Below are 20,778 nucleotides of genomic sequence, written 5' to 3'. Positions count from 1 at the left end.
GAGGGATCGTGATGAGCGTTATGAACCGATTTATGAGTTTTTTGGGCTTGCAGGAGGAAGAAGAAGTTGTGGAGCGGGAGCAAATCCACGAAGAGGATGAGTATGAGCCAGCCCCTGTCGAAACCCGCAAAAATCAAAGGGGCAACGTTGTCAGTATCCATTCGCAGAAGAATGTAAAAGTTGTACTTTATGAGCCACGTTCGTACGATGAGGCTCAGGAAATTGCGGACCATCTCCGTTCTCACCGGACGGTAGTGATCAATCTTCAGCGTGTCCGTAATGATCAGGCAATGAGAATTATTGATTTTTTAAGTGGAACCGTTTATGCCCTTGGGGGAGGAATCTCTAAAATTGGGGGCAATATATTTATGTGCACGCCAGATACCGTTGAAATTCAAGGTGCCATTACGGAAATCCTAGGTGACGATCCAGACTATAACAGAATGAGGTGAATGAGCTTTGCCCCAAATTGATTACATTATTGATATGCTGTTTAATATTTATTTTTACATGATTATTTTCTACGTACTGATGTCGTGGTTACCAAACGTTCGTGAGAACTTTATCGGAGAACTGCTGAGCAAGCTTGTTGAGCCGTATTTGACACCATTTCGTCGGTTTATTCCGCCACTCTTTGGTACGCTTGATATTTCCCCGATCATTGCACTATTCGTCTTGGAATTTGCGGCAGGTGGACTCAAATCCATTTTGCACTTAATTTTTTAGGCAGAAGTGATGAAGACAGAAGTTTACGGGCATTTTCATCCCGATGAAAGACAATTTGTGGACAAGGCTTGGGAATGGGTTACCCATGCTGGAGAATATCATGAGACGAAACTGACCGAATTTCTAGATCCGCGCCAAGGATTTATTCTGCAAAGTCTGGTCAATCGACATCCAGATGTTATCGTTAGATGGGAAGGCGGCCACCCTGAGGCAGAGCGGAAGCGAGCACTCATTGCGCCTGATTATCGTGATCTGGATCATGAGGACATGGAGCTGAGCGTTCTTGCGATAACCTCTGGTGAGCAAAAGTTTCTGGCGTTAGAGCATGGGGACTACATGGGCTCTATTCTGGGTCTTGGAGTAAAACGTGGAAAAATCGGTGATATTCATGTTCTGGACGATGGTTGTCATGTGGTAGTAGCTGCAGATATTGCAGATTATTTAGACATGAATTTAACTGGAGTACACCGAATACAGGTGAGCACGGAGGTATTGCCACTTTCTGCCTTGCGTAATAGTGAGGTGAAGCTGGAAATGATGGATTTGACTGTAGCGTCCCTACGATTGGATGGCATAGCCGCAGATGTAACACGGCTTAGCCGAAGCAAAATTCTTGCTCCCATCAAGGCTGGGCGCGTTCGGGTAAATTGGAAAGTGGAAGAAGACCCTTCCTGCGGACTTAAAGATGGTGACATGGTATCTATTCAAGGATTTGGTCGATTCAAGGTTCTAGAGGTTGGTAGTTTGACGAAAAAGGGCCGATACCGTGTTCAGGTTGGTAAATTTGTGTGAATCCCTTGCAGGAATCCGGCTTTACTTGTCGAAATTGATTATTTCGAGGGAATCAAACATTTTTAAAGCAGGACGCCGATATTTTATAAAAGAGGCGAACCATGAATGGCAGTTGGAACGTCGATACATCCTCTGCCTTTACTTGAAGTACAGTCTTTCTTCTTTGTCTGCTGCGCAGGTATGGTTCAGAGACTTAGAAGGTCCGAAATTTCTAGGAGGTGCACAGCATGCCATTAACACCGCTCGATATACATAACAAGGAGTTCTCTCGGAGACTTCGCGGTTATGATGAGGACGAGGTCAACGAATTTCTGGATCAAGTAATTAAGGATTACGAAAGTGTCATCCGTGAGAACAAAGAGCTGCAGAATCAGCTTCTGTCCATTCAAGAGCGTTTAGATCATTTTGTGAATATTGAAGAGAGTTTATCGAAAACGATCTTAGTCGCTCAGGAAGCGGCGGATGATGTGAAGAACAACTCCAAGAAGGAATCGCAGCTCATTATCAAGGAAGCGGAAAAGAACGCGGATCGGATTATTAACGAAGCGTTATCCAAATCCCGTAAGGTTGCTATTGAGACTGAAGAATTGCGTAAGCAAGCTTCGATCTATCGCACTCGTTTCCGCACATTGGTGGAAGCACAGCTCGAGCTGTTGTCACAGGATGACTGGAATGCCTTGGAGAGTCGTGAGGCAAGCGAGAACGTAACCTTTAAGGATGATGTTCTACATCGTATCTAATGCATTATGATGAATGAATGCTGCTTGAATTTATAGGGGGGAATTCCCTCTAATTTATAATTTCATGCTATAATCGGCTAAATAGAGGGAGTTATTCCCTCTATTTTTATTTTCCGCTAAAATCGATCATAATAAAGTATTCCGCCTGCACAGGTATACTCCTAATTGCGGATTTGGCTAGCGGTTGTTGACATTTAGACTTAAAAAGTCTATAAATAGAACATATCTGTATAATGTTTATATGTATTCGATGACGGGACAAGTACGACAAGGTAACGTTCTCCAGAGAGTCGGCGATTGCTGAGAGCCGATTGTTCGAACCCTGCCGGAAGATCTTCCCCTAGAAGTTAAGCTGAAGCGTTGATCGTGCGTAAGCTTAGCCGTCCGCCGGACGTTACACCGGACCTGTGCATGAGATTTACGCGCAGGACTGAGATTGTGCTGAATACACTCCCCTTAAGGATGTGCTCATGCGCAGAATTAGGGTGGTATCGCGAGCGTTGTCTCGCCCCTTTGGGGGTGGGATGACGCTTATTTTGTTGTTCCGGGGTGTCCATCCCCCTAAATCCCCCTTTCTAAGGGGGACCCCAAAGGGCTGCCGCCCTCTGGACACCCGCAATGTAAAGCCTCGTGCAAACGGGTACGGTGGTGGAAGCGAACGGACTCATGTGGCTGAAGGAGCGGCCCTTCTTAGGCTCCCCTGGCGGGTTCGCCTGCGGGGCCTTCACTGCTAGAGCAGACCGGCGTTTCACTCGCCGGTCCCAGTGGCACCCCGAGCCAGTGCTGCCCTGCGGGATCGCGGCTCGGGTACCGAAGGCAAGAGCTGAATGCGGCCAGCTGAACCAGACTGCCCAAGGATCGAAAAGAGCTTTAAAGACTAAACCATGAAAGGATTGACCATCACATGCAAAAAGTAGATGTCAAAGAAAAAGCACGGGCAAGAGATGTCCGCATATTGAAGAAATGGAGCGACGAAAATACGTTCCGTAAATCCATGGAGAATCGTGAAGGACGTCCGAACTATGTATTTTACGAAGGTCCTCCAACAGCGAATGGTGCACCGCATATCGGGCACGTGCTGGGCCGTGTAATCAAGGATTTCATCGGTCGTTACCAAACGATGAAAGGTTACCGCGTGGTACGTAAAGCGGGCTGGGATACACACGGTTTGCCAGTAGAACTAGGCGTACAAAAGAAGCTTGGCATCTCCGGAAAACAAGAGATCGAGGAATATGGCGTAGAAAAATTCATTCAGGAATGTAAAGACAGCGTCTTCGGTTATGAGAAGCAATGGCGCGAGTTTACAGAGGGTATCGGATACTGGACGGATCTAGATAATCCTTACGTAACTTTGGATAACACGTATATCGAGAGCGTGTGGAACATCTTGGCTACTGTGCATGACAAAGGGTTGCTCTACCGCGGACATCGGGTTAGTCCTTACTGCCCAAGCTGTCAGACTACCCTAAGCTCCCATGAAGTAGCCCAAGGCTACAAGACCGTCAAGGATCTCAGTGCGACTGCAAAGTTCAAACTGGATGACAGTGGAGACTACGTACTAGCTTGGACGACTACACCTTGGACGCTGCCAGCACATATGGCGTTAGCCATGAACCCTGACATGGATTATGTACGTGTACAACAAGAAGACGGTATCTACATTGTTGCCAAAAATTTGGTAGAGGAAGTAATGAAAGGCGAGCACACAGTCCTTTCTACACATAAAGGTTCCGAGTTTATCGGCAAAACCTACGCTCCTCCATTCGGATACATCAAGGCAGAGAAAAGCAATGTCATTGTAGGTGCTTCCTTCGTTACAGATTCCAGTGGTACAGGGATCGTACACATGGCACCGGCGCATGGTGAAGATGACTACAAGACTTGCCGCGAGAACGGCATCAGCTTCGTGAACGTGGTTGATAATTCCGGTAAGTATACGGATGTAGTGTCTGATTTTGCTGGACGCTTCGTGAAAGATTGCGATTTGGATATCGTTAAAGCTTTGTCTGAAAAAGGACTGCTTTACGGTAAAGAAAAATACGAGCACAGCTATCCGTTCTGCTGGCGTTGTGATACACCACTCTTGTACTACGCAACAGACAGCTGGTTCATCAACACTACAGCGATCAAAGATCAGCTGATTGCTAACAACAACAGTGTAGATTGGTATCCTGATCATGTACGTGAAGGCCGTTTCGGGAAGTTCCTGGATGAACTGGTAGACTGGAATATCAGCCGTAATCGTTACTGGGGCACGCCGCTTAATGTTTGGGTATGTCAAGAAACGGGCAAAGAGTTCGCTCCACACAGCATTGAAGAACTGAGAGCGATGGCGATTGGCGATGTACCTGAGGATATCGAGCTGCATAAGCCTTTTGTAGATAAGATCAAGCTACGCAGTCCTTTCAGCGAAGGGGCAGAGATGGTTCGCACACCAGAAGTTATCGATGTTTGGTTCGATAGTGGTTCGATGCCATTTGCGCAAAGTCATTATCCATTTGAGAACGAGGATAAGCTGAATGATCAATATCCAGCGGATATGATCTGTGAAGGGATCGACCAGACACGTGGATGGTTCTACAGCTTACTAGCTGTATCTACCTTGTTTAAAGGTAAAGCTCCATATAAAGCTGTTATTGCTCACGGTCATATCCTTGATGAGAATGGTCAAAAAATGTCCAAATCAAAAGGCAATGTTATTGATCCTTGGGATATCATGAACGATTACGGCACGGATGCTTTCCGTTGGGCGATTCTATCCGATAGTGCACCGTGGAATAACAAACGTTTCTCTCGTGGCCTTGTAGGGGAAACCAAATCCAAAGTTGTAGATACACTGGTGAATACGCATGCGTTCTTGACGCTTTATGCAGGCATCGATGGTTATGATCCTGCCGATCATCCTTTTAAAGTATCGGAACATAAGCTGGACCGCTGGATTTTGTCCCGTCTGAACAGCTTGATTCTTTTGGTAGACAAAGGACTTGCAGTAAATGACTTCGTGAATACATCCAAAGGCATTGAGAACTTTATAGATGAGCTGAGCAACTGGTATATCCGTCGTTCCCGTGACCGTTTCTGGGGTAGTGGTCTAGGTGAAGATAAGCTGGATGCTTACCGTACACTGACCCATGTGCTTTTGAAGACAGCGTCTTTGATGGCTCCATTTACACCGATGTTGTCTGAAGATATCTTCACGAACCTTGGCGGCGGAGAAAGTGTGCATTTAGCAGATTATCCGGTTGCTGATGAGAGCTTGATCGATAAAGAGCTGGAAGAGGATATGGAAAGTGCGAGACAAATCGTTGAGCTGGCGCGTAACGTGCGTAACGAAACAGGCATTAAGAATCGTCAACCGCTGTCTGAGCTGATCGTTTCGATGAACCGTGACTTCCATTTGGCTGAGTATGAAGAGATCATCAAAGACGAGATCAACATCAAGAACATCGTGCTAGAGACTAGCGATAGTGGATTTGTTGACTTCACACTCAAGCTGAATCTTAAAGTTGCCGGTAAAAAATACGGTAAAAACGTCGGCTTCCTGCAAGGCTTCCTAAAAGCTTTGGACAGTGACTCTACCCGCAAAGCGGTGCAAGATGGCTCAATCGCGATTGCGACGCCAGAGGGAGAAGAACTGGTGATCACTTCTGAAGAGCTACTCGTTGAAAAAGAAGCTAAAGCAGGTTTCGCCGCAGCTTCCGGATATGGAATTACGGTTGCGCTCAATACCGAAATCACACCTGAGCTTGAACAAGAAGGCTGGGTTCGTGAGATCATTCGTGCGGTTCAAGATTACCGTAAACGTTTGGATCTGCCGATCGAGAAACGGATCGCACTCACGCTGAGTGTAGACGATGAGCTTAAAGCAGCAGTTACAGCCTTTGAGAATGTATTGCGAGACAATGTACTTGTGACTACGGTTGATTTTGGCGGAGAACACGCTTTTGAAACGGTAGATGTCGGTGGTAAATCCATCGGTATCCATATTGAAGTGTAAATCTGCATTACCTGTCCCAAAACAGCATATACTAGCGGCACAAGTGTAAACAGAGAACTTCTGTTTATGCGGGAAATATAGTCTTTATATTTCGCCCGCGAAAATAACGAGCCTCGTGCTCAAGGAGATGTATTCTCTTTGACCGGGCTCGTTTACTTTGTGGCGAATATAGACGTATGAGAGGAGCTGTGGCTGTGGAGGATCAGAAGAACAGAATCTCCGTCAAGACATCCGGCAACAAGAACAGCCCAGATAAGGGAGCGGAGAAAAAGGTTATTCCTGAGGAAAACCCTGAGCGTTTAACAGCAGATCATCGCAATCCAGAAGACATTCCACTGGAAGAAAAAATGAATACAATGTATCGATTAACCTTTGAATGGGCCCATATCTTAGAGAAATCACGAATTTATCAGTATACGGAGCTGTTATATTCACCTTGGACTCTAATTTGGAAAAATATTTTATATGGAGCGGCTCGTGGAGTAGGGATCGCGCTTGGCTTTACTTTTTTTGCGGCAACGATCATCTATGTTCTTCAGGTTCTTGGAGCCTTGAATCTACCGATCATCGGAGATTATATTGCGGATATTGTACGAATTGTACAACGTCAGCTGGAATTCAAATAGCTTGTTAAGGCGAAGCCGTTTTTATTTGGTTTGTTGAAGGGATTAGGGTTCGGTCAATCTTCTTTGGTGGATTTATCCAACCTTGGGCTTCTATGTTTCTCCCCAGTCCGTACCTTTCCTTTTTTATTCTTTGGAGAGGGCAGCGCTGCTTTTTTTCCTCGTGTATGATGCGTAAGCCTCTCATTAATAATAAATATCGTCGGTCATCTTCATGACTAAGTTGTTGTACATTTTTAAAATAGTCGTGATTCACTTACGTTACACTCCTTGTATGTCGATTTCAGCATCGTTAGATCAGTTTACCAGCTGAATCTGAACATTTTCTTAACAAAATGAAGTAGAGCTGAAAAAAATAAAAAAACAGCGGGCCATTCCACGATGAAACTGGAACCGCACGCTGTTCATTTTTTTGTGGGGACGATGCTTTTACTCCTCGCCTTCGAGCGGATCAAGCATGTAACTTCCCTCGCCACTATCCTTGTAACGCTCGTAGCTACGTCCCGGTACTACAACTACATTGTTGCCTGTAATATCGGTGGCGATAAAGTTCTCCCAAGGCTCTACGCAGCCTTCAAGCTCATCGGCTTCAATCTCCATATCATTATAGGAGTCAATGTTGCTGCCCTCCGCCATGGCGGGGGAATCGGAGTTGCCATAGCTTTCTACAATCTGCCAGGCATCCTCACCGTCAAAGCCGTTTTGATCCTCTCGTTCATCGAGACTCGTACGCCCAAATGGAGGAGACAAAAATTCTTCTTCAATGGGCCGAGTAAAAGGTGCATTTTGACGTGGGGCATGCTCTTTACAATAAAGCGTGGAGGGAATAGCGGATAGACGCTCAAAAGGGATCGGTTTACCGCTAGCTTTACATATCCCATAGGTGCCTTCATCCATAGCGTTGAGAGCAGCTTCAATATCATCCAGCTCATGCTCGTCCCGCTCTAGCAGTGAAATATCCATGGAGCGGTTATACAAATCGGTGGCTGCATCGCCAGGATGGTTGTCATTCTCGGAAAGTTCTCCGGTGCCATCCCGCATGGATTCCTGTAAGCCGTAATTTTCATTATTCTGAAGCCTGTGCTGAATAGTATCACGGTCTTTTTCTAATCGGGCGCGTAGCTCTGAGAGCTGCTGTACTGTCAGGTGCGTCATGATGAGTAAGCTCCTTTCTGTACTTTTTTAAGAATCCTTCCGACAAACCGATTTGCACCGGATGGTTCTTTGTTAGGTTGACCTGAGAGGCGTTATTTTAGCGATGGAAAATAGTCCCCAAGATTAAGCGCCCGAGAGGTGTCACGCAATAGACGATCTTCTAAGGGCTGTGCTACAATATACAAGTCTTATAACAGTATTCGTACCGCATTTGGCGGGAAAAATAAGAACGGAGTGACAACTTCTGTGGTGTACTATTTGATTGCTCTTATTGTATTTTTGGTGGATCAGGGAACGAAGTATCTCATTGCCACACGTCTTGAACTTGGAGAACAGATTCCGGTGATCGGGAATTTCTTCCTAATTACCTCACATCGTAATCGCGGGGCTGCTTTTGGGATTCTACAAGGTCAGCAATGGTTCTTCTTTTTAGTTACGGTTGTAGTGGTTGCAGGTATCGTTTGGTACTTGAACAAAACTAGACATTCGCGGAAGATGCTATCGGTCGCCCTTGGACTTGTTCTGGGTGGAGCGATAGGTAACTTCCTAGACCGGATGATCAGTGGTGAGGTTGTCGATTTCCTTCTGTTTAATTTTGGAAGCTATAGCTTCCCGATTTTTAACGTTGCGGATTCATGTATCGTCATTGGGGTTGGGTTGATTCTTTTGGACTCCTTCCGCGATCTTAAGAATGGTGAAGAAATCACGGAAATCAAAGAAGTAAAAGAAGCAAAGGAAGTAAAAGAAGGGAATGAATGATTTGAGTAAAGACGTCAATCACCAAGCGGCATCTACGAGCGAAGAAGAGAGGGACGTCACGGAGTGGACCGTTTCAGCAGAGAACGCGCGGGAGCGAATCGATAAATATATAACGGAATCTTGGGAAGAGGATATTTCTCGTTCTCAGGTGCAGCTGTGGATCAGTGGTGGCCATGTTACGGTTAATGGGGCACCGGTTAAAGCTAACTATAAGCTCTCAGAAGGCGATAAAGTTTCCATTGTCGTACCAGAAGCGGAAGTTACAGACTTGATCCCAGAGAATATTCCACTTGAAGTTGTATACGAAGACAGCGATGTCATTGTTATAAATAAGCCGCGTGGTATGGTTGTACATCCGGCTGCCGGGCACCCGTCAGGCACCTTGGTAAATGCACTGATGTATCACTGCAAGGATCTGTCCGGTATTAATGGTGAGATTCGTCCAGGTATTGTACACCGTATTGATAAGGATACCTCTGGTCTTATTATGGTGGCTAAAAATGATGCCAGTCACGCGTCGCTCGCAGCACAGCTTAAAGAGCACAGTGTAACACGCCGCTATATAGCAGTTGTACACGGCAATTTGTCGCATGACAAAGGAACGGTTGACGCTCCGATCGGTAGAGATCCACATGATCGCAAGCTATACACTGTAACGGAAAAGAACAGCAAGAAATCTGTGACCCATTTTACAGTGATGGAACGTTTCGGTGACTGTACACTACTGGAGCTGCAGCTGGAGACTGGCCGCACGCATCAGATCAGAGTGCATATGAAATTCATTGGTCATCCGCTTGTGGGTGATCCGATTTATGGGCGCAGTAAAGGAACAGCTATGAATGGACAGGCGTTACATGCGGCGGTGCTTGGATTTATTCATCCTACGACAGGTGAATATAAAGAATTCAGCAGACCTATTCCGGAAGACATGGAAGATGTTCTGTTCACATTGCGCAGCAGATAAGTACAAATGAAGTGATAATTAGTCTATGGTATTGAACTCTGCTTTCCATCATATTTAATAACATAAGGATAAAGAGAAGGTTATGCCTTATTCTTTATCCTTATTTTTTATCACAGAAACGGATCTCTAGAAACATAAGCCATCCAAGGGACGGCGAAGCCGTTTCTTCTAAAATTAGAATAGATAGCCAGGAGATGAGATGAAAGTATGAGTATTGAACAATACCAAGACAGCTTCATTCAGACTAATTTTGCAGACCGTATCGGCGGTGCGAACTACGGCAAGGACACTTCGATTTATAAATTCGAGAAAATCAAACGTGCTAAAGCATCCGCAAAACAGGATTTTCCTGATATTGAATTGATCGATATGGGCGTAGGCGAGCCAGATGAGATGGCTGATGCAGGTATCGTGGCTAAGCTTGCTGAAGAAGCAGCTAAGGAAGAGAACCGTGGTTATGCGGACAATGGAATTGCTGAGTTTAAGACAGCTGCTGCTGATTATTTGCGGGACGTATTCCGTGTTGAAGGCATTGATCCCGTTACGGAGGTAGTTCACTCGATCGGTTCTAAGCCTGCACTGGCGATGTTGCCTTCTTGCTTCATTAACCCAGGAGATATTACGATCATGACGGTGCCGGGTTATCCAGTGCTGGGTACACACACTAAATACTTGGGTGGACAAGTGTTTACAGTAGAGCTGAAGAAGGAGAATAACTTCCTTCCAGATCTGAACGAAATTCCAGAAGAAGTTGCTCATAAAGCCAAGCTTCTTTACTTGAACTATCCAAACAATCCGACGGGCGCTAGTGCGACTCCTGAGTTTTTTGCTGAGGTAGTTGCATGGGCTAAAAAATATGATGTAGTCGTTATCCACGATGCACCATATGCTGCCTTGACCTATGACGGTTTGAAGCCGCTTAGCTTCTTGTCAGTTCCGGGTGCTAAGGATGTTGGCGTAGAGCTGCATTCCTTGTCCAAGTCCTACAATATGACAGGCTGGAGAATCGGTTTTGTGGCCGGTAATCCGCTAGTAGTTAAAGCCTTCAGTGATGTGAAGGATAATAATGATTCCGGTCAATTTATCGCGATTCAAAAAGCTGCGGCTTACGGTCTTGCTCATCCAGAGATTACTGAAGCGATTGCTGCCAAGTATTCTCGTCGTCACAACCTGTTGGTAGATGCACTGAACAGCCTGGGCTTCCAAGCTGAGAAACCAAAGGGCTCCTTCTTCCTTTATGTTGCAGCACCTAAGGGTGTCAAAGGTGGTCGCCGTTTCGAATCCGGTGAGGATTTCTCGCAATTCCTGATCCGTGAGAAGCTAATCTCCACCGTGCCTTGGGATGATGCAGGTCCGTTTGTACGTTTCTCTGTTACCTTTATTGCTAAAGGGGAAGAGGAAGAAAGACGTGTCATCTCTGAAATCCAAAGACGCTTAAGCGATGTGGAGTTTGAATTTTAAACATTAGTTAGACATTGAAGCCGCCTAGGGGAAACCTTGGGTGGTTTTTCTTTATGTGATGGCTAGTCTACTGTGGATTAGACTAGTGTAGAATAGAGCTACTGTAAGATAGGGAATTCTTCCCTCTAATTTTGTATTTTAGCTTCAATCCGCTAGAATATAGGGAATTCCCCCCTCTATATCAGCATATTTAATTGTATTCAAGGAAATCCTTCAATTTATAGGGAGGAATTCCGCATAACCTGATCATAATGATTATTGTGGCCTAATTATAGGGAGGTTTTCCGGTTTTCCCCATAATACCGCCTTCCTTTTGTTGTTAATAGAAGCAGTCTTGGAAAGTGTTGTAGTTTAGGCAGATAATGTTGACATGCAGGGTTTGTTCTGTCATAATTCTCATTAAATGAATAGCGCCTTTAATTCAGTCCTGTGAGGCTGGCAAGGTAACGTGAATCGAGGTTCGCGACTCTTAGAAAGGTATCCGTGTGTATACACCGGACTGTCTTTTTATGCGCGCGGCCACCATCTTCTTCATCTGCGGATTTCACTCCTTGCCTGTTATAGGCAAGGAGTTTTTTGATTTCCAGGAACTTGAACAGGCGAAACAAGTGGAGGGTGACAAGATTATGGTTACTGAGAAAAATGTAATTATGGACGAAACGGCGATCCGCCGGGCATTATCGCGTATTGCTCATGAGATTTTGGAGAAGAACAAAGGGATTGAGAATTGTCTGCTGGTCGGTATCCGGACACGAGGCGTATACCTAGCACAGCGCATCGCTGAGCGGATCAAGGAAATTGAAGGCGTCGAGATTCCTTACGGCGAACTCGACATCACGCATTATCGGGATGACCGTGAAGTAGGAGGCAGTGAAGCAGTAGTGAAGAGTAATGTCATTATTACTTCCGGCAGTGATGGCATCCATGATAAGAAGGTCATTTTGTTCGACGATGTGCTTTACACCGGACGCACCATCCGCGCAGCGATGGACGCTTTGATGGATTGCGGACGCCCACGAATGATTCAACTGGCAGTACTGGCTGACCGTGGACACCGCGAGCTGCCGATCCGACCAGACTACATCGGTAAGAATGTACCTACCTCAAAGCATGAGCAGATTGAAGTGGCGCTGAAGGAATACGACGGCAAAGACGAGGTCTACATTATTTCAAACCGGGAGGAACGATAACATCATGACACTTACCAAGGTAAAGGAACGTAGTCTGCTGGGAATAAAAGAGCTTGACCGGTCGGAAATCACTGGGCTGCTGGACAGAACAGCATACTGGGACAATCAAAGTGAGAAGTTAACTCCCATTTTGAACTCGCATTTTATTTCTAACATGTTCTTTGAGAACAGCACACGCACTCGTTTCTCCTTTGAAATGGCAGAGAAACGACTGGGTGCACAAGTACTGAATTTTACGGCTGCAGCTTCTAGTGTAGAAAAAGGGGAGTCGATCTACGATACAGTACGCACACTGGAATCGATGGGGATCGATGCCGGAGTTGTGCGTTTGAAGCCTGCAGGTGTGCTGCAGCAGTTAGCTGAGAAGGTGTCCATACCGCTTATTAATGCGGGTGACGGCAACAATGAACATCCAACACAAGCGCTGCTTGATCTTTACACCATGACCAAAACGTTTGGAGATTTAAAGGGTCTCACGGTTTCTATTATCGGGGACATCATGCATAGCCGGGTAGCACGCTCCAATCTGTGGGGACTTACAAAGCTAGGGGCTAAAGTGCAATTCTGTGCACCGGAGAATATGAAGGCTCCTGAGCTTATGGAATACGCACCTTATGTAACGATAGAAGAAGCTCTTAAAGCAGATGTAGTCATGATGCTTCGTGTGCAGCTGGAACGTCATTCTTCTGGCATCGTACTTTCCGCGGAAGATTACCGCAGACATTATGGTTTAACGGAAGAACGCGCAGCTAAGCTCGCAAAAGATACAATCATTATGCACCCAGCTCCGGTTAACCGGAATGTCGAGATTGATGATGCAGTTGTAGAGAGCAGTCAATCAAGGATTTTCCCGCAAATGTCTAATGGGGTTCCGGTTCGGATGGCAGTTCTCGAAAGAGCTTTATTATAAAGTTTAAAGAATGATGATGAATAAGGACTAATAAATATACACAAACATGAATTTTTATTATATAATAACGAGAGGGCCCGCAGCCGGGATCTGTGGGTAAAGGTAGAATCATGACAGTGATTATTAGAAACGCCAGCGTATTGAATAAGGAAGGCTTGTTAGAGCGGAAACATATTGTACTTGAAGAAGGTGTTATCTCGGCCTTAATCGCTGGAAATGAAGCTGCTCCAGAAGCTGGAGAGATCATTGATGCTGAAGGCAAGCTGCTCATTCCAGGACTCATTGATATGCATGTGCACTTACGCGAACCGGGATTTGAACACAAGGAAACAGTGGAAACCGGAAGTCGTTCGGCTGCCAAAGGCGGATTTACAACCATCGCTTGTATGCCTAATACCCGTCCAGTAACAGATACCCCGGAAATTGTACAATTTGTCAAAGACAAAGCACGTGAAGCAGGACTTGTTAAAGTACTTCCATATGCAGCCATTACGAAAAATGAGCTCGGACGTGAGCTGACTGATTTTGCAGCGCTTAAAGAAGCTGGAGCTATTGGTTATACCGATGACGGCGTGGGCGTGCAAAGTGCTCAAATGATGAAAGATGCTATGAACATCGCCGCAGCACTGGATATGCCAGTCATTGCTCACTGCGAGGATAATTCACTGGTTGAAGGCTGCTGTGTAGCCGAAGGTGAGTTCGCAAGAAAGCATGGCCTGAAAGGAATTCCAAATGAGTCAGAAGCGATCCATGTTGGACGCGATATTTTGCTGGCTGAAGCGACAGGCGTTCATTACCATGTGTGCCATGTAAGTACTGAACAATCGGTGCGACTGATTCGCCAAGCAAAAGAAATCGGCATTAAAGTAACTGCTGAAGTGTGTCCGCATCACTTGCTGCTCTCTGAAAAAGATATTCCAGGCCTTGATGCCAATTGGAAAATGAACCCGCCGCTTCGCTCCCGCCGCGATGTTGAAGCATGTATCGAAGGTTTGCTTGACGGCACACTAGATATGATTGTTACGGATCATGCGCCGCATAGTGAGGAAGAGAAGGCTAAAGGCATGCAACTTGCACCTTTTGGTATCGTTGGATTCGAAACTGCTTTCCCGCTACTATACACAGCGTTTGTAGCAACAGGGAAATGGGATTTATCCTTACTAGTACAAAGAATGACAGCTGATCCTGCACGGGTATTCAGACTGAACACCGGTGTGATGGATATCGGAGCTCCTGCAGATTTGACACTGATTGATTTGGAGCAGGAGAAAGAAGTAGACCCAGGATCTTTCGCAAGTAAAGGACGGAATACTCCTTTCGGTGGCTGGAAGCTTAAGGGCTGGCCAGTAATGACATGGGTAGACGGCAAAGCCGTATGGACTGAGAAAAACTAGCGGACTGGTGGGGCGGAGTTGCTGATCTTTACGGATGCAGCGATTGTGTACACGTTCACTCCGGAAGGCTTGTAAGGCATAAGCATTAGACTACAGAAACAAGAAGGAGTGGAATGGAATGCAGGCGAGATTGCTGCTGCAAGACGGAACTTTATTTACAGGTACCGCATTTGGCGCTGAGGGCGAGAAGACAGGCGAGGTTGTTTTTAATACAGGAATTACAGGATATCAAGAGGTGCTGTCTGACCCTTCATATTGCGGACAAATCGTTACAATGACTTACCCATTGATCGGGAACTACGGGATTACTCGGGATGACTTTGAATCTGTTCGACCTTTCGTACACGGCTTTGTAGTGCGCCGTCATGAAGAAGTACCTAGTAACTGGCGTGCTGAATATAGTGTGGACGACTTGTTGAAAGAATACGATATTCCAGGGATCAGCGAGATTGATACTCGGATGTTGACTCGGATTATTCGCCACTACGGAACAATGAAAGCGATCCTGACCACCTCTAACAAACGTGTAGAGGAACTGATGGAAATGATGGGGAATACTACGATTGAGGAATTGCGCAATCAGGTAGCTCGTACATCAACTGCAAGTTCGTACAGCAGCCCAGGCAACAAAGAAAGAATTGTACTTGTGGATTACGGTGCGAAGGCTGGTATCCTACGTGAGCTTAACGAACGTGGTTGTGATGTTGTTGTAGTGCCACATGATGTAAAAGCGGAAGAAGTTCGCCGTCTGAACCCAGATGGTATCCTACTGTCCAACGGCCCTGGGGACCCGAAAGATGTGCCTCACGCTGTCAAGACGATTTCCGAATTGCTTGGTGAATATCCGATCTTCGGCATCTGCCTTGGTCATCAGTTGTTTGCACTTGCTTGTGGAGCGGATACAGAGAAGCTGAAATTCGGTCACCGCGGTGGGAATCACCCTGTGAAGGAACTGGAAAGCGGACGCTGCTTCATCACTTCCCAGAACCATGGTTATACCGTGAATGAGGAATCTGTGAAGAACACTGAACTAGAAGTTACTCACATTAATAATAATGATAAGACTGTTGAAGGTATTAAACATACACGTTACCCAGCATTTTCGGTGCAATATCATCCAGAAGCGGCGCCAGGACCTCATGACAGCAGCTACTTGTTCGATCGCTTCCTCCAATTGATTGCCGATCATAAAGCAAAGACACCTGTTGTTTCACGTCAGGCACAACTTGCGGCAAACGCCAGAATCACGGCGCCAAAAACTAACTTACAGCTTGAAGCCGTGAAAGGAGCTCTATAACATGCCAAAGAACGATAAACTTAAAAAAATACTAGTGATCGGTTCCGGACCGATCGTCATTGGTCAAGCAGCGGAGTTTGACTACGCAGGAACTCAGGCTTGCCAAGCCCTTAAAGAAGAAGGCGTGGAAGTCGTACTGATTAACAGCAATCCAGCAACAATTATGACAGATACTAATATTGCAGATAAAGTATACATCGAGCCTATTACGCTTGAATTCGTAACTGCTATTATTCGTCAGGAGCGTCCAGATGGATTGCTTCCAACGCTGGGCGGTCAAACTGGCCTAAATATGGCTGTAGAATTGGCTCGTGCAGGGGTACTTGAGCAAGAGAATGTTAAGCTTCTCGGTACACAGCTTGATTCCATCGAGAAAGCAGAAGATCGCGATTTGTTCCGTGATTTAATGCGTGAATTGGAACAACCTGTACCTGATAGCACCATCGTTACGACGCTGGAAGAAGCTATGGAGTTCGCTGAGGGAATTGGTTTTCCACTGATTGTACGCCCTGCTTATACACTCGGCGGAACCGGCGGCGGGATCTGCGATAACGAAGAAGAGCTGCGCGAAACAGTCAAAGCGGGTATTCGTTATAGCCCGATCGGACAATGTCTGGTTGAGAAGAGTATTGCCGGCATGAAGGAAGTTGAATACGAGGTTATGCGTGATGCCAATGACAACTGTATCGTTGTCTGCAACATGGAAAACTTTGATCCTGTAGGCGTACATACAGGTGACAGTATCGTTGTGGCACCTAGCCAGACGTTGTCAGATCGCGAATACCAAATGCTGCGTACGGCTTCGCTCAAAATCATCCGTGCCCTGAATATTGAGGGTGGATGTAACGTACAGTTCGCACTTGATCCGCAAAGTTATCAATATTATGTAATCGAAGTAAACCCGCGTGTCAGCCGTTCCTCGGCTTTGGCTTCCAAAGCAACTGGTTATCCAATTGCCAAAATGGCTGCCAAAATCGCGATGGGTTACACGCTGGATGAAATCGTCAATCCGGTTACCGGACAGACTTATGCATGCTTCGAGCCTACACTTGACTATATTGTAAGTAAAATTCCACGCTGGCCGTTCGACAAGTTCATTCATGCGAACCGTAAGCTGGGTACGCAAATGAAAGCGACAGGCGAAGTAATGGCGATCGGCCGTACTTTTGAAGAGTCGATTCATAAAGCGATTCGTTCCTTGGAAATTGGTGTTCATCGCTTCCGCCTGCCAGGTGCAGAGACATTGGAAGAGAGCGTGCTGCGCGAACGTCTTGCGAAGCCTGATGATGAGCGTCTGTTCCTAATTGCTGAAGCTTTCCGTCGTGGTTACGGTTTGCAAGAAATCCAGGATATTACGAACGTAGACTGGTGGTTCCTCTCCAAAATTGAAGGTTTGATTAACTTTGAAGAGGTGATTCGCGGCGAAGAAACGTTGTCTGCGGAAACTCTATACCAAGCGAAACGTAAAGGCTTTACAGACCGTGCGATTGCTGAGATTCGTGCAGAAGGACAAGCGAACGGGAAATTTACCAAAGAAGCTGATGTGCGTGCGCTGCGTTTGGAGCAAGGTTTAACACCTGTGTTCAAAATGGTAGATACTTGTGCGGCGGAGTTCGAAGCTACTACACCTTACTACTACTCGACTTATGAGACTGAGAACGAGGTCATTCATTCTGACAAGCAAAAGGTTATCGTGCTGGGATCTGGTCCAATTCGGATCGGTCAAGGGATTGAGTTCGATTACTCCACAGTCCATGCGGTATGGGCCATTCAAAAGGCTGGATATGAAGCGGTTATCATCAATAATAACCCTGAGACTGTATCTACAGACTTTAATACTTCGGACCGGTTGTACTTTGAACCATTATTCTTCGAAGATGTCATGAACGTAATTGCGCAAGAGAATCCGATTGGAGTTATTGTTCAATTCGGAGGTCAAACAGCGATTAACCTTGCGGCACCTCTAAGTGCTGCTGGTGTTAAGATTCTTGGAACTAGCCTTGATAGCATTGATGAAGCTGAGAACCGTAAGAAATTCGAAGCTTTGCTGGCACGCCTTGATATCGCTCAACCGAAAGGCAAGACGGTTACCGACGTGGATCAAGCTGTAGAAACTGCACAATCCCTTGGGTATCCGGTGCTGGTACGTCCTTCCTACGTACTAGGCGGACGTGCAATGGAAATCGTATATAACGATACTGAACTGCTTAGCTACATGGTAGAAGCGGTGAAAGTGAATCCGGAGCATCCGGTATTGATTGACCGTTACATGCTAGGTAAAGAGGTTGAGGTAGACGCGATTTGTGATGGTGAGACAGTAGTTATTCCGGGCATCATGGAACATGTCGAACGCGCAGGTGTTCACTCCGGTGACTCTATCGCCGTATATCCTCCGCAATATCTGGATGAAGGTCTAAAAGAGAAAATCGCTGAGATCACAATTAAAATCGCTAAGGAACTGAAGACGATTGGACTGGTCAACATCCAGTTTGTTATCTATCAGAACGAAGTATACGTAATTGAAGTAAATCCACGCTCCTCGCGTACGGTTCCTTTCCTGAGTAAGGTGACAGGAATTCCAATGGCGCATTTGGCAACCAAAATCATTCTTGGCAGCAAGCTGAAGGATGACGGTTATACAGAAGGTTTGTGGCCGGAAAGCGATTATGTATCGGTTAAAGTGCCAGTGTTCTCTTTTGCCAAACTGCGCAGAGTAGAACCTACACTCGGACCTGAAATGAAATCAACCGGTGAGGTTATGGGCCGTGATAAATTGTACGCAAAAGCTTTATACAAAGGTCTGATCGGAGCAGGGATGAAAATTCCAGCCACAGGCGCTATCATCGTTACGGTGGCAGATAAAGATAAAGCAGAAGCTGTGGAACTTATGAAGGGCTTCCACTCCATGGGTTACAAAATCATTGCAACTGGAGGCACGGCACAAGCGCTTGAAGAAGCAGGCCTCAACGTAATGAATGTAAACAAGCTGGATGAAGGTGCGCCAAACATTCTCGACTTGATTCGTGGTGGGCAAGCTAACTTCGTCTTTAATACACTGACTAAAGGCAAAACGCCAGAACGTGACGGATTCCGAATCCGCCGTGAAGCGGTTGAAAATGGCGTCGTATGTATGACTTCACTGGATACAGTGACGGCACTTCTCAGAATGCTGCAGACGATTAACTTCTCGTCACAGTCCATGCCTGCTTTTGTCGGACAATTGAACTAATCTCATAAAGATGCATAGGGCGGTTTGCGTTTACGCAGACCGTTCCGCTATGCCTAGGGTCTAATAAATAAAGGGTGTAGATGGAGTCTGCACTGGATAGGAGCATGGTTGTGGGAGTAGGAGAAGTAGAGTGGAAAGCAATGGCGAATCGTCTGATGATCGCTTTGGATTATCCTGATGTGACTGGAGCAAGAGCCTTGATCGATAAGCTGGAAGGAATTCCTTGCTATATGAAGGTAGGCATGCAGCTGTTCTATGCGGCAGGACCAGAATTTATTCAAGAGCTGAAATCTCGTGGCTATTCTGTGTTCGTTGACGTGAAAATGCATGATATCCCTAACACGGTAAAAGGTGGCGCTCAAAGTCTTACGAATCTTGGCGCTGATATGTTTAACGTACACGCGGCAGGGGGCTCAGCCATGATGGCTGCAGCACGCGAAGGAGCGGCTTCAGCAGTTAGTGCTAATGCTGCCCTTAAGATGCCTTTGATTATTGCAGTTACCCAGCTAACCAGTACGAGTCAAGAAGTGATGAATAACGAAATTGGGATCGCTGGAGAGGTAGCGGATACTGTAGTAAGATACGCCAAGCTGGCTGCCGATGCGGGTCTAGATGGCGTAGTAGCATCGCCACAAGAGTCCGCAGCTATCGCAGAAGCTTGCGGCCCAGCATTTTGCACGGTTACACCGGGTATCCGGCCAGCAGGTGCTTCCTTGGACGATCAGTCCCGGGTTATGACACCTGGAAAAGCCATTCGTCAGGGTAGTCACTACCTTGTTGTAGGACGGCCGATTACAGCTTCACCAGATCCACGTCAAGCAGCACTAAACATTATTGAGGAGATGACCCTAGCATGAGCTCATTAAATAGAAGTGAACAAGTAGCAAGTTATCTGTTGGAGATTGGAGCAGTAGCACTGCGTCCCCAGGAGCCTTTTACATGGACCTCTGGTATCAAATCGCCGATCTATTGCGACAATCGTCTGACTATGGCTTACCCAGAAGTTCGTAACTATATTGCAGATGCCTTCGCGCAGCTTATTAAGAGCGAGTATCCGGACGCTGAAGTGATCGCAGGTACAGCAACCGCAGGTATTCCACACGCGGCTTGGGTAGCAGATAAACTGAACCTGCCTATGGCTTATATCCGTGATAAAGCTAAAGGCCACGGCAAGCAGAATCAGATCGAAGGTCTGATTAAGCCGGGACAAAAGGTTGTTGTTATTGAAGATCTGATCTCCACAGGTGGAAGCTCCATCAAAGCGGCTCAGGCCGTGCAAGAAGCTGGCGCAGAAGTGCTGGCTGTACTCGCAATCTTCAGCTATGAGCTGGATCGTGCAGTGGATGCTTTTGCTGCAGCTGAAATGCCATTACAAAGCTTGTCCAACTACAGCACATTGATTGATGTGGCTCTTGCACAAGGTAAAATTGAATCGACGGACGTAGAAGTACTGAAGTCTTGGAGAAAAGATCCTTCATCATTTGGTGTTTAAGCTTAAATAAATGAGTATAGTTTAGGCGAGCCTCTCACTTTTCAGTGAG

General features: G+C 46.2%; 17 protein-coding genes and 1 other annotated feature. Of the genes, 16 read left to right on the top strand and 1 reads right to left on the bottom strand.

Translation table 11 applies throughout. The features are described from left to right. The first annotated feature begins 11 nt into the window (after positions 1–11). From MHI27_RS23465 to MHI27_RS23440, 6 genes are all read left to right on the top strand, one after another. On the top strand, positions 12–452 hold the full coding sequence (locus MHI27_RS23465; protein ID WP_042190833.1) for a cell division protein SepF: 441 nt from the start codon (positions 12–14) through the stop codon (positions 450–452). A gap of 34 nt (positions 453–486) precedes the next feature. Continuing rightward, positions 487–726 (top strand): YggT family protein, encoded by a 240-nt coding sequence (locus tag MHI27_RS23460; protein WP_042194359.1) that lies wholly within the window; start codon positions 487–489, stop codon positions 724–726. A gap of 9 nt (positions 727–735) precedes the next feature. Then, the gene (locus MHI27_RS23455; RefSeq protein ID WP_042190831.1) at positions 736–1,518 is read left to right on the top strand and encodes an RNA-binding protein; all 783 of its coding nucleotides are present in this window, start codon (positions 736–738) and stop codon (positions 1,516–1,518) included. A 227-nt stretch (positions 1,519–1,745) separates the two neighbouring features. Beyond that, the gene (locus MHI27_RS23450) at positions 1,746–2,258 is read left to right on the top strand and encodes a DivIVA domain-containing protein (protein WP_042130215.1); all 513 of its coding nucleotides are present in this window, start codon (positions 1,746–1,748) and stop codon (positions 2,256–2,258) included. A 241-nt stretch (positions 2,259–2,499) separates the two neighbouring features. Continuing rightward, positions 2,500–2,774: a binding site (T-box leader), on the top strand. A gap of 388 nt (positions 2,775–3,162) precedes the next feature. Beyond that, on the top strand, positions 3,163–6,255 hold the full coding sequence (gene ileS / locus MHI27_RS23445) for an isoleucine--tRNA ligase (protein WP_341059800.1): 3,093 nt from the start codon (positions 3,163–3,165) through the stop codon (positions 6,253–6,255). A 335-nt stretch (positions 6,256–6,590) separates the two neighbouring features. Then, positions 6,591–6,881, top strand: coding sequence for a DUF5665 domain-containing protein (locus MHI27_RS23440; RefSeq protein WP_371915735.1), 291 nt, complete (start codon positions 6,591–6,593; stop codon positions 6,879–6,881). Between the two features lie 426 nt (positions 6,882–7,307). Here the strand turns inward: MHI27_RS23440 and MHI27_RS23435 are convergent, their stop codons facing one another. Beyond that, positions 7,308–8,033, bottom strand: coding sequence for a TraR/DksA C4-type zinc finger protein (locus tag MHI27_RS23435; protein ID WP_042190825.1), 726 nt, complete (start codon positions 8,031–8,033; stop codon positions 7,308–7,310). A 246-nt stretch (positions 8,034–8,279) separates the two neighbouring features. Here MHI27_RS23435 and lspA point away from each other — a divergent pair, with 246 nt between their 5' ends. The 10 genes from lspA (at position 8,280) to pyrE (ending at position 20,729) form a co-directional block, all read left to right on the top strand. After that, positions 8,280–8,792 (top strand): signal peptidase II, encoded by a 513-nt coding sequence (gene lspA, locus MHI27_RS23430; RefSeq protein ID WP_042190823.1) that lies wholly within the window; start codon positions 8,280–8,282, stop codon positions 8,790–8,792. Further along, entirely contained in the window at positions 8,785–9,756 is a 972-nt protein-coding gene (locus MHI27_RS23425; protein ID WP_042190820.1) for an RluA family pseudouridine synthase, read from the top strand. Before lspA ends, MHI27_RS23425 begins: the two co-directional genes overlap by 8 nt. A gap of 207 nt (positions 9,757–9,963) precedes the next feature. Next, entirely contained in the window at positions 9,964–11,217 is a 1,254-nt protein-coding gene (locus MHI27_RS23420) for an LL-diaminopimelate aminotransferase (protein ID WP_405174823.1), read from the top strand. Between the two features lie 626 nt (positions 11,218–11,843). Then, a complete protein-coding gene (pyrR, locus tag MHI27_RS23415; protein WP_042130202.1) occupies positions 11,844–12,407 on the top strand; it encodes a bifunctional pyr operon transcriptional regulator/uracil phosphoribosyltransferase PyrR in 564 nt (187 codons plus the stop codon). A 4-nt stretch (positions 12,408–12,411) separates the two neighbouring features. Continuing rightward, positions 12,412–13,317 carry an aspartate carbamoyltransferase catalytic subunit gene (locus tag MHI27_RS23410; RefSeq protein WP_042190812.1) on the top strand — a complete coding sequence of 302 codons (906 nt, stop codon included), beginning with the start codon at positions 12,412–12,414 and terminating at the stop codon, positions 13,315–13,317. Positions 13,318–13,427: 110 nt separating this feature from the next. Continuing rightward, on the top strand, positions 13,428–14,711 hold the full coding sequence (locus MHI27_RS23405; protein ID WP_405174822.1) for a dihydroorotase: 1,284 nt from the start codon (positions 13,428–13,430) through the stop codon (positions 14,709–14,711). A 118-nt stretch (positions 14,712–14,829) separates the two neighbouring features. Further along, the gene (gene carA, locus MHI27_RS23400) at positions 14,830–16,008 is read left to right on the top strand and encodes a glutamine-hydrolyzing carbamoyl-phosphate synthase small subunit (RefSeq protein WP_042190808.1); all 1,179 of its coding nucleotides are present in this window, start codon (positions 14,830–14,832) and stop codon (positions 16,006–16,008) included. Between the two features lies 1 nt (position 16,009). Beyond that, positions 16,010–19,237 carry a carbamoyl-phosphate synthase large subunit gene (gene carB / locus MHI27_RS23395; protein WP_405174821.1) on the top strand — a complete coding sequence of 1,076 codons (3,228 nt, stop codon included), beginning with the start codon at positions 16,010–16,012 and terminating at the stop codon, positions 19,235–19,237. 140 nt (positions 19,238–19,377) lie between these two features. Continuing rightward, positions 19,378–20,094 carry an orotidine-5'-phosphate decarboxylase gene (gene pyrF / locus MHI27_RS23390; protein WP_405176785.1) on the top strand — a complete coding sequence of 239 codons (717 nt, stop codon included), beginning with the start codon at positions 19,378–19,380 and terminating at the stop codon, positions 20,092–20,094. Further along, a complete protein-coding gene (gene pyrE, locus MHI27_RS23385) occupies positions 20,091–20,729 on the top strand; it encodes an orotate phosphoribosyltransferase (RefSeq protein ID WP_042190802.1) in 639 nt (212 codons plus the stop codon). The genes pyrF and pyrE overlap by 4 nt, the downstream gene beginning before the upstream one ends. Positions 20,730–20,778: the final 49 nt, after the last annotated feature.

The sequence above is a fragment of the Paenibacillus sp. FSL H8-0261 genome (genome assembly GCF_045040645.1).
Lineage (GTDB): Bacteria > Bacillota > Bacilli > Paenibacillales > Paenibacillaceae > Paenibacillus_AQ.
Note: the sequence above shows the minus strand (reverse complement) of the source record. Positions and strands in the feature narration are given on the sequence as shown.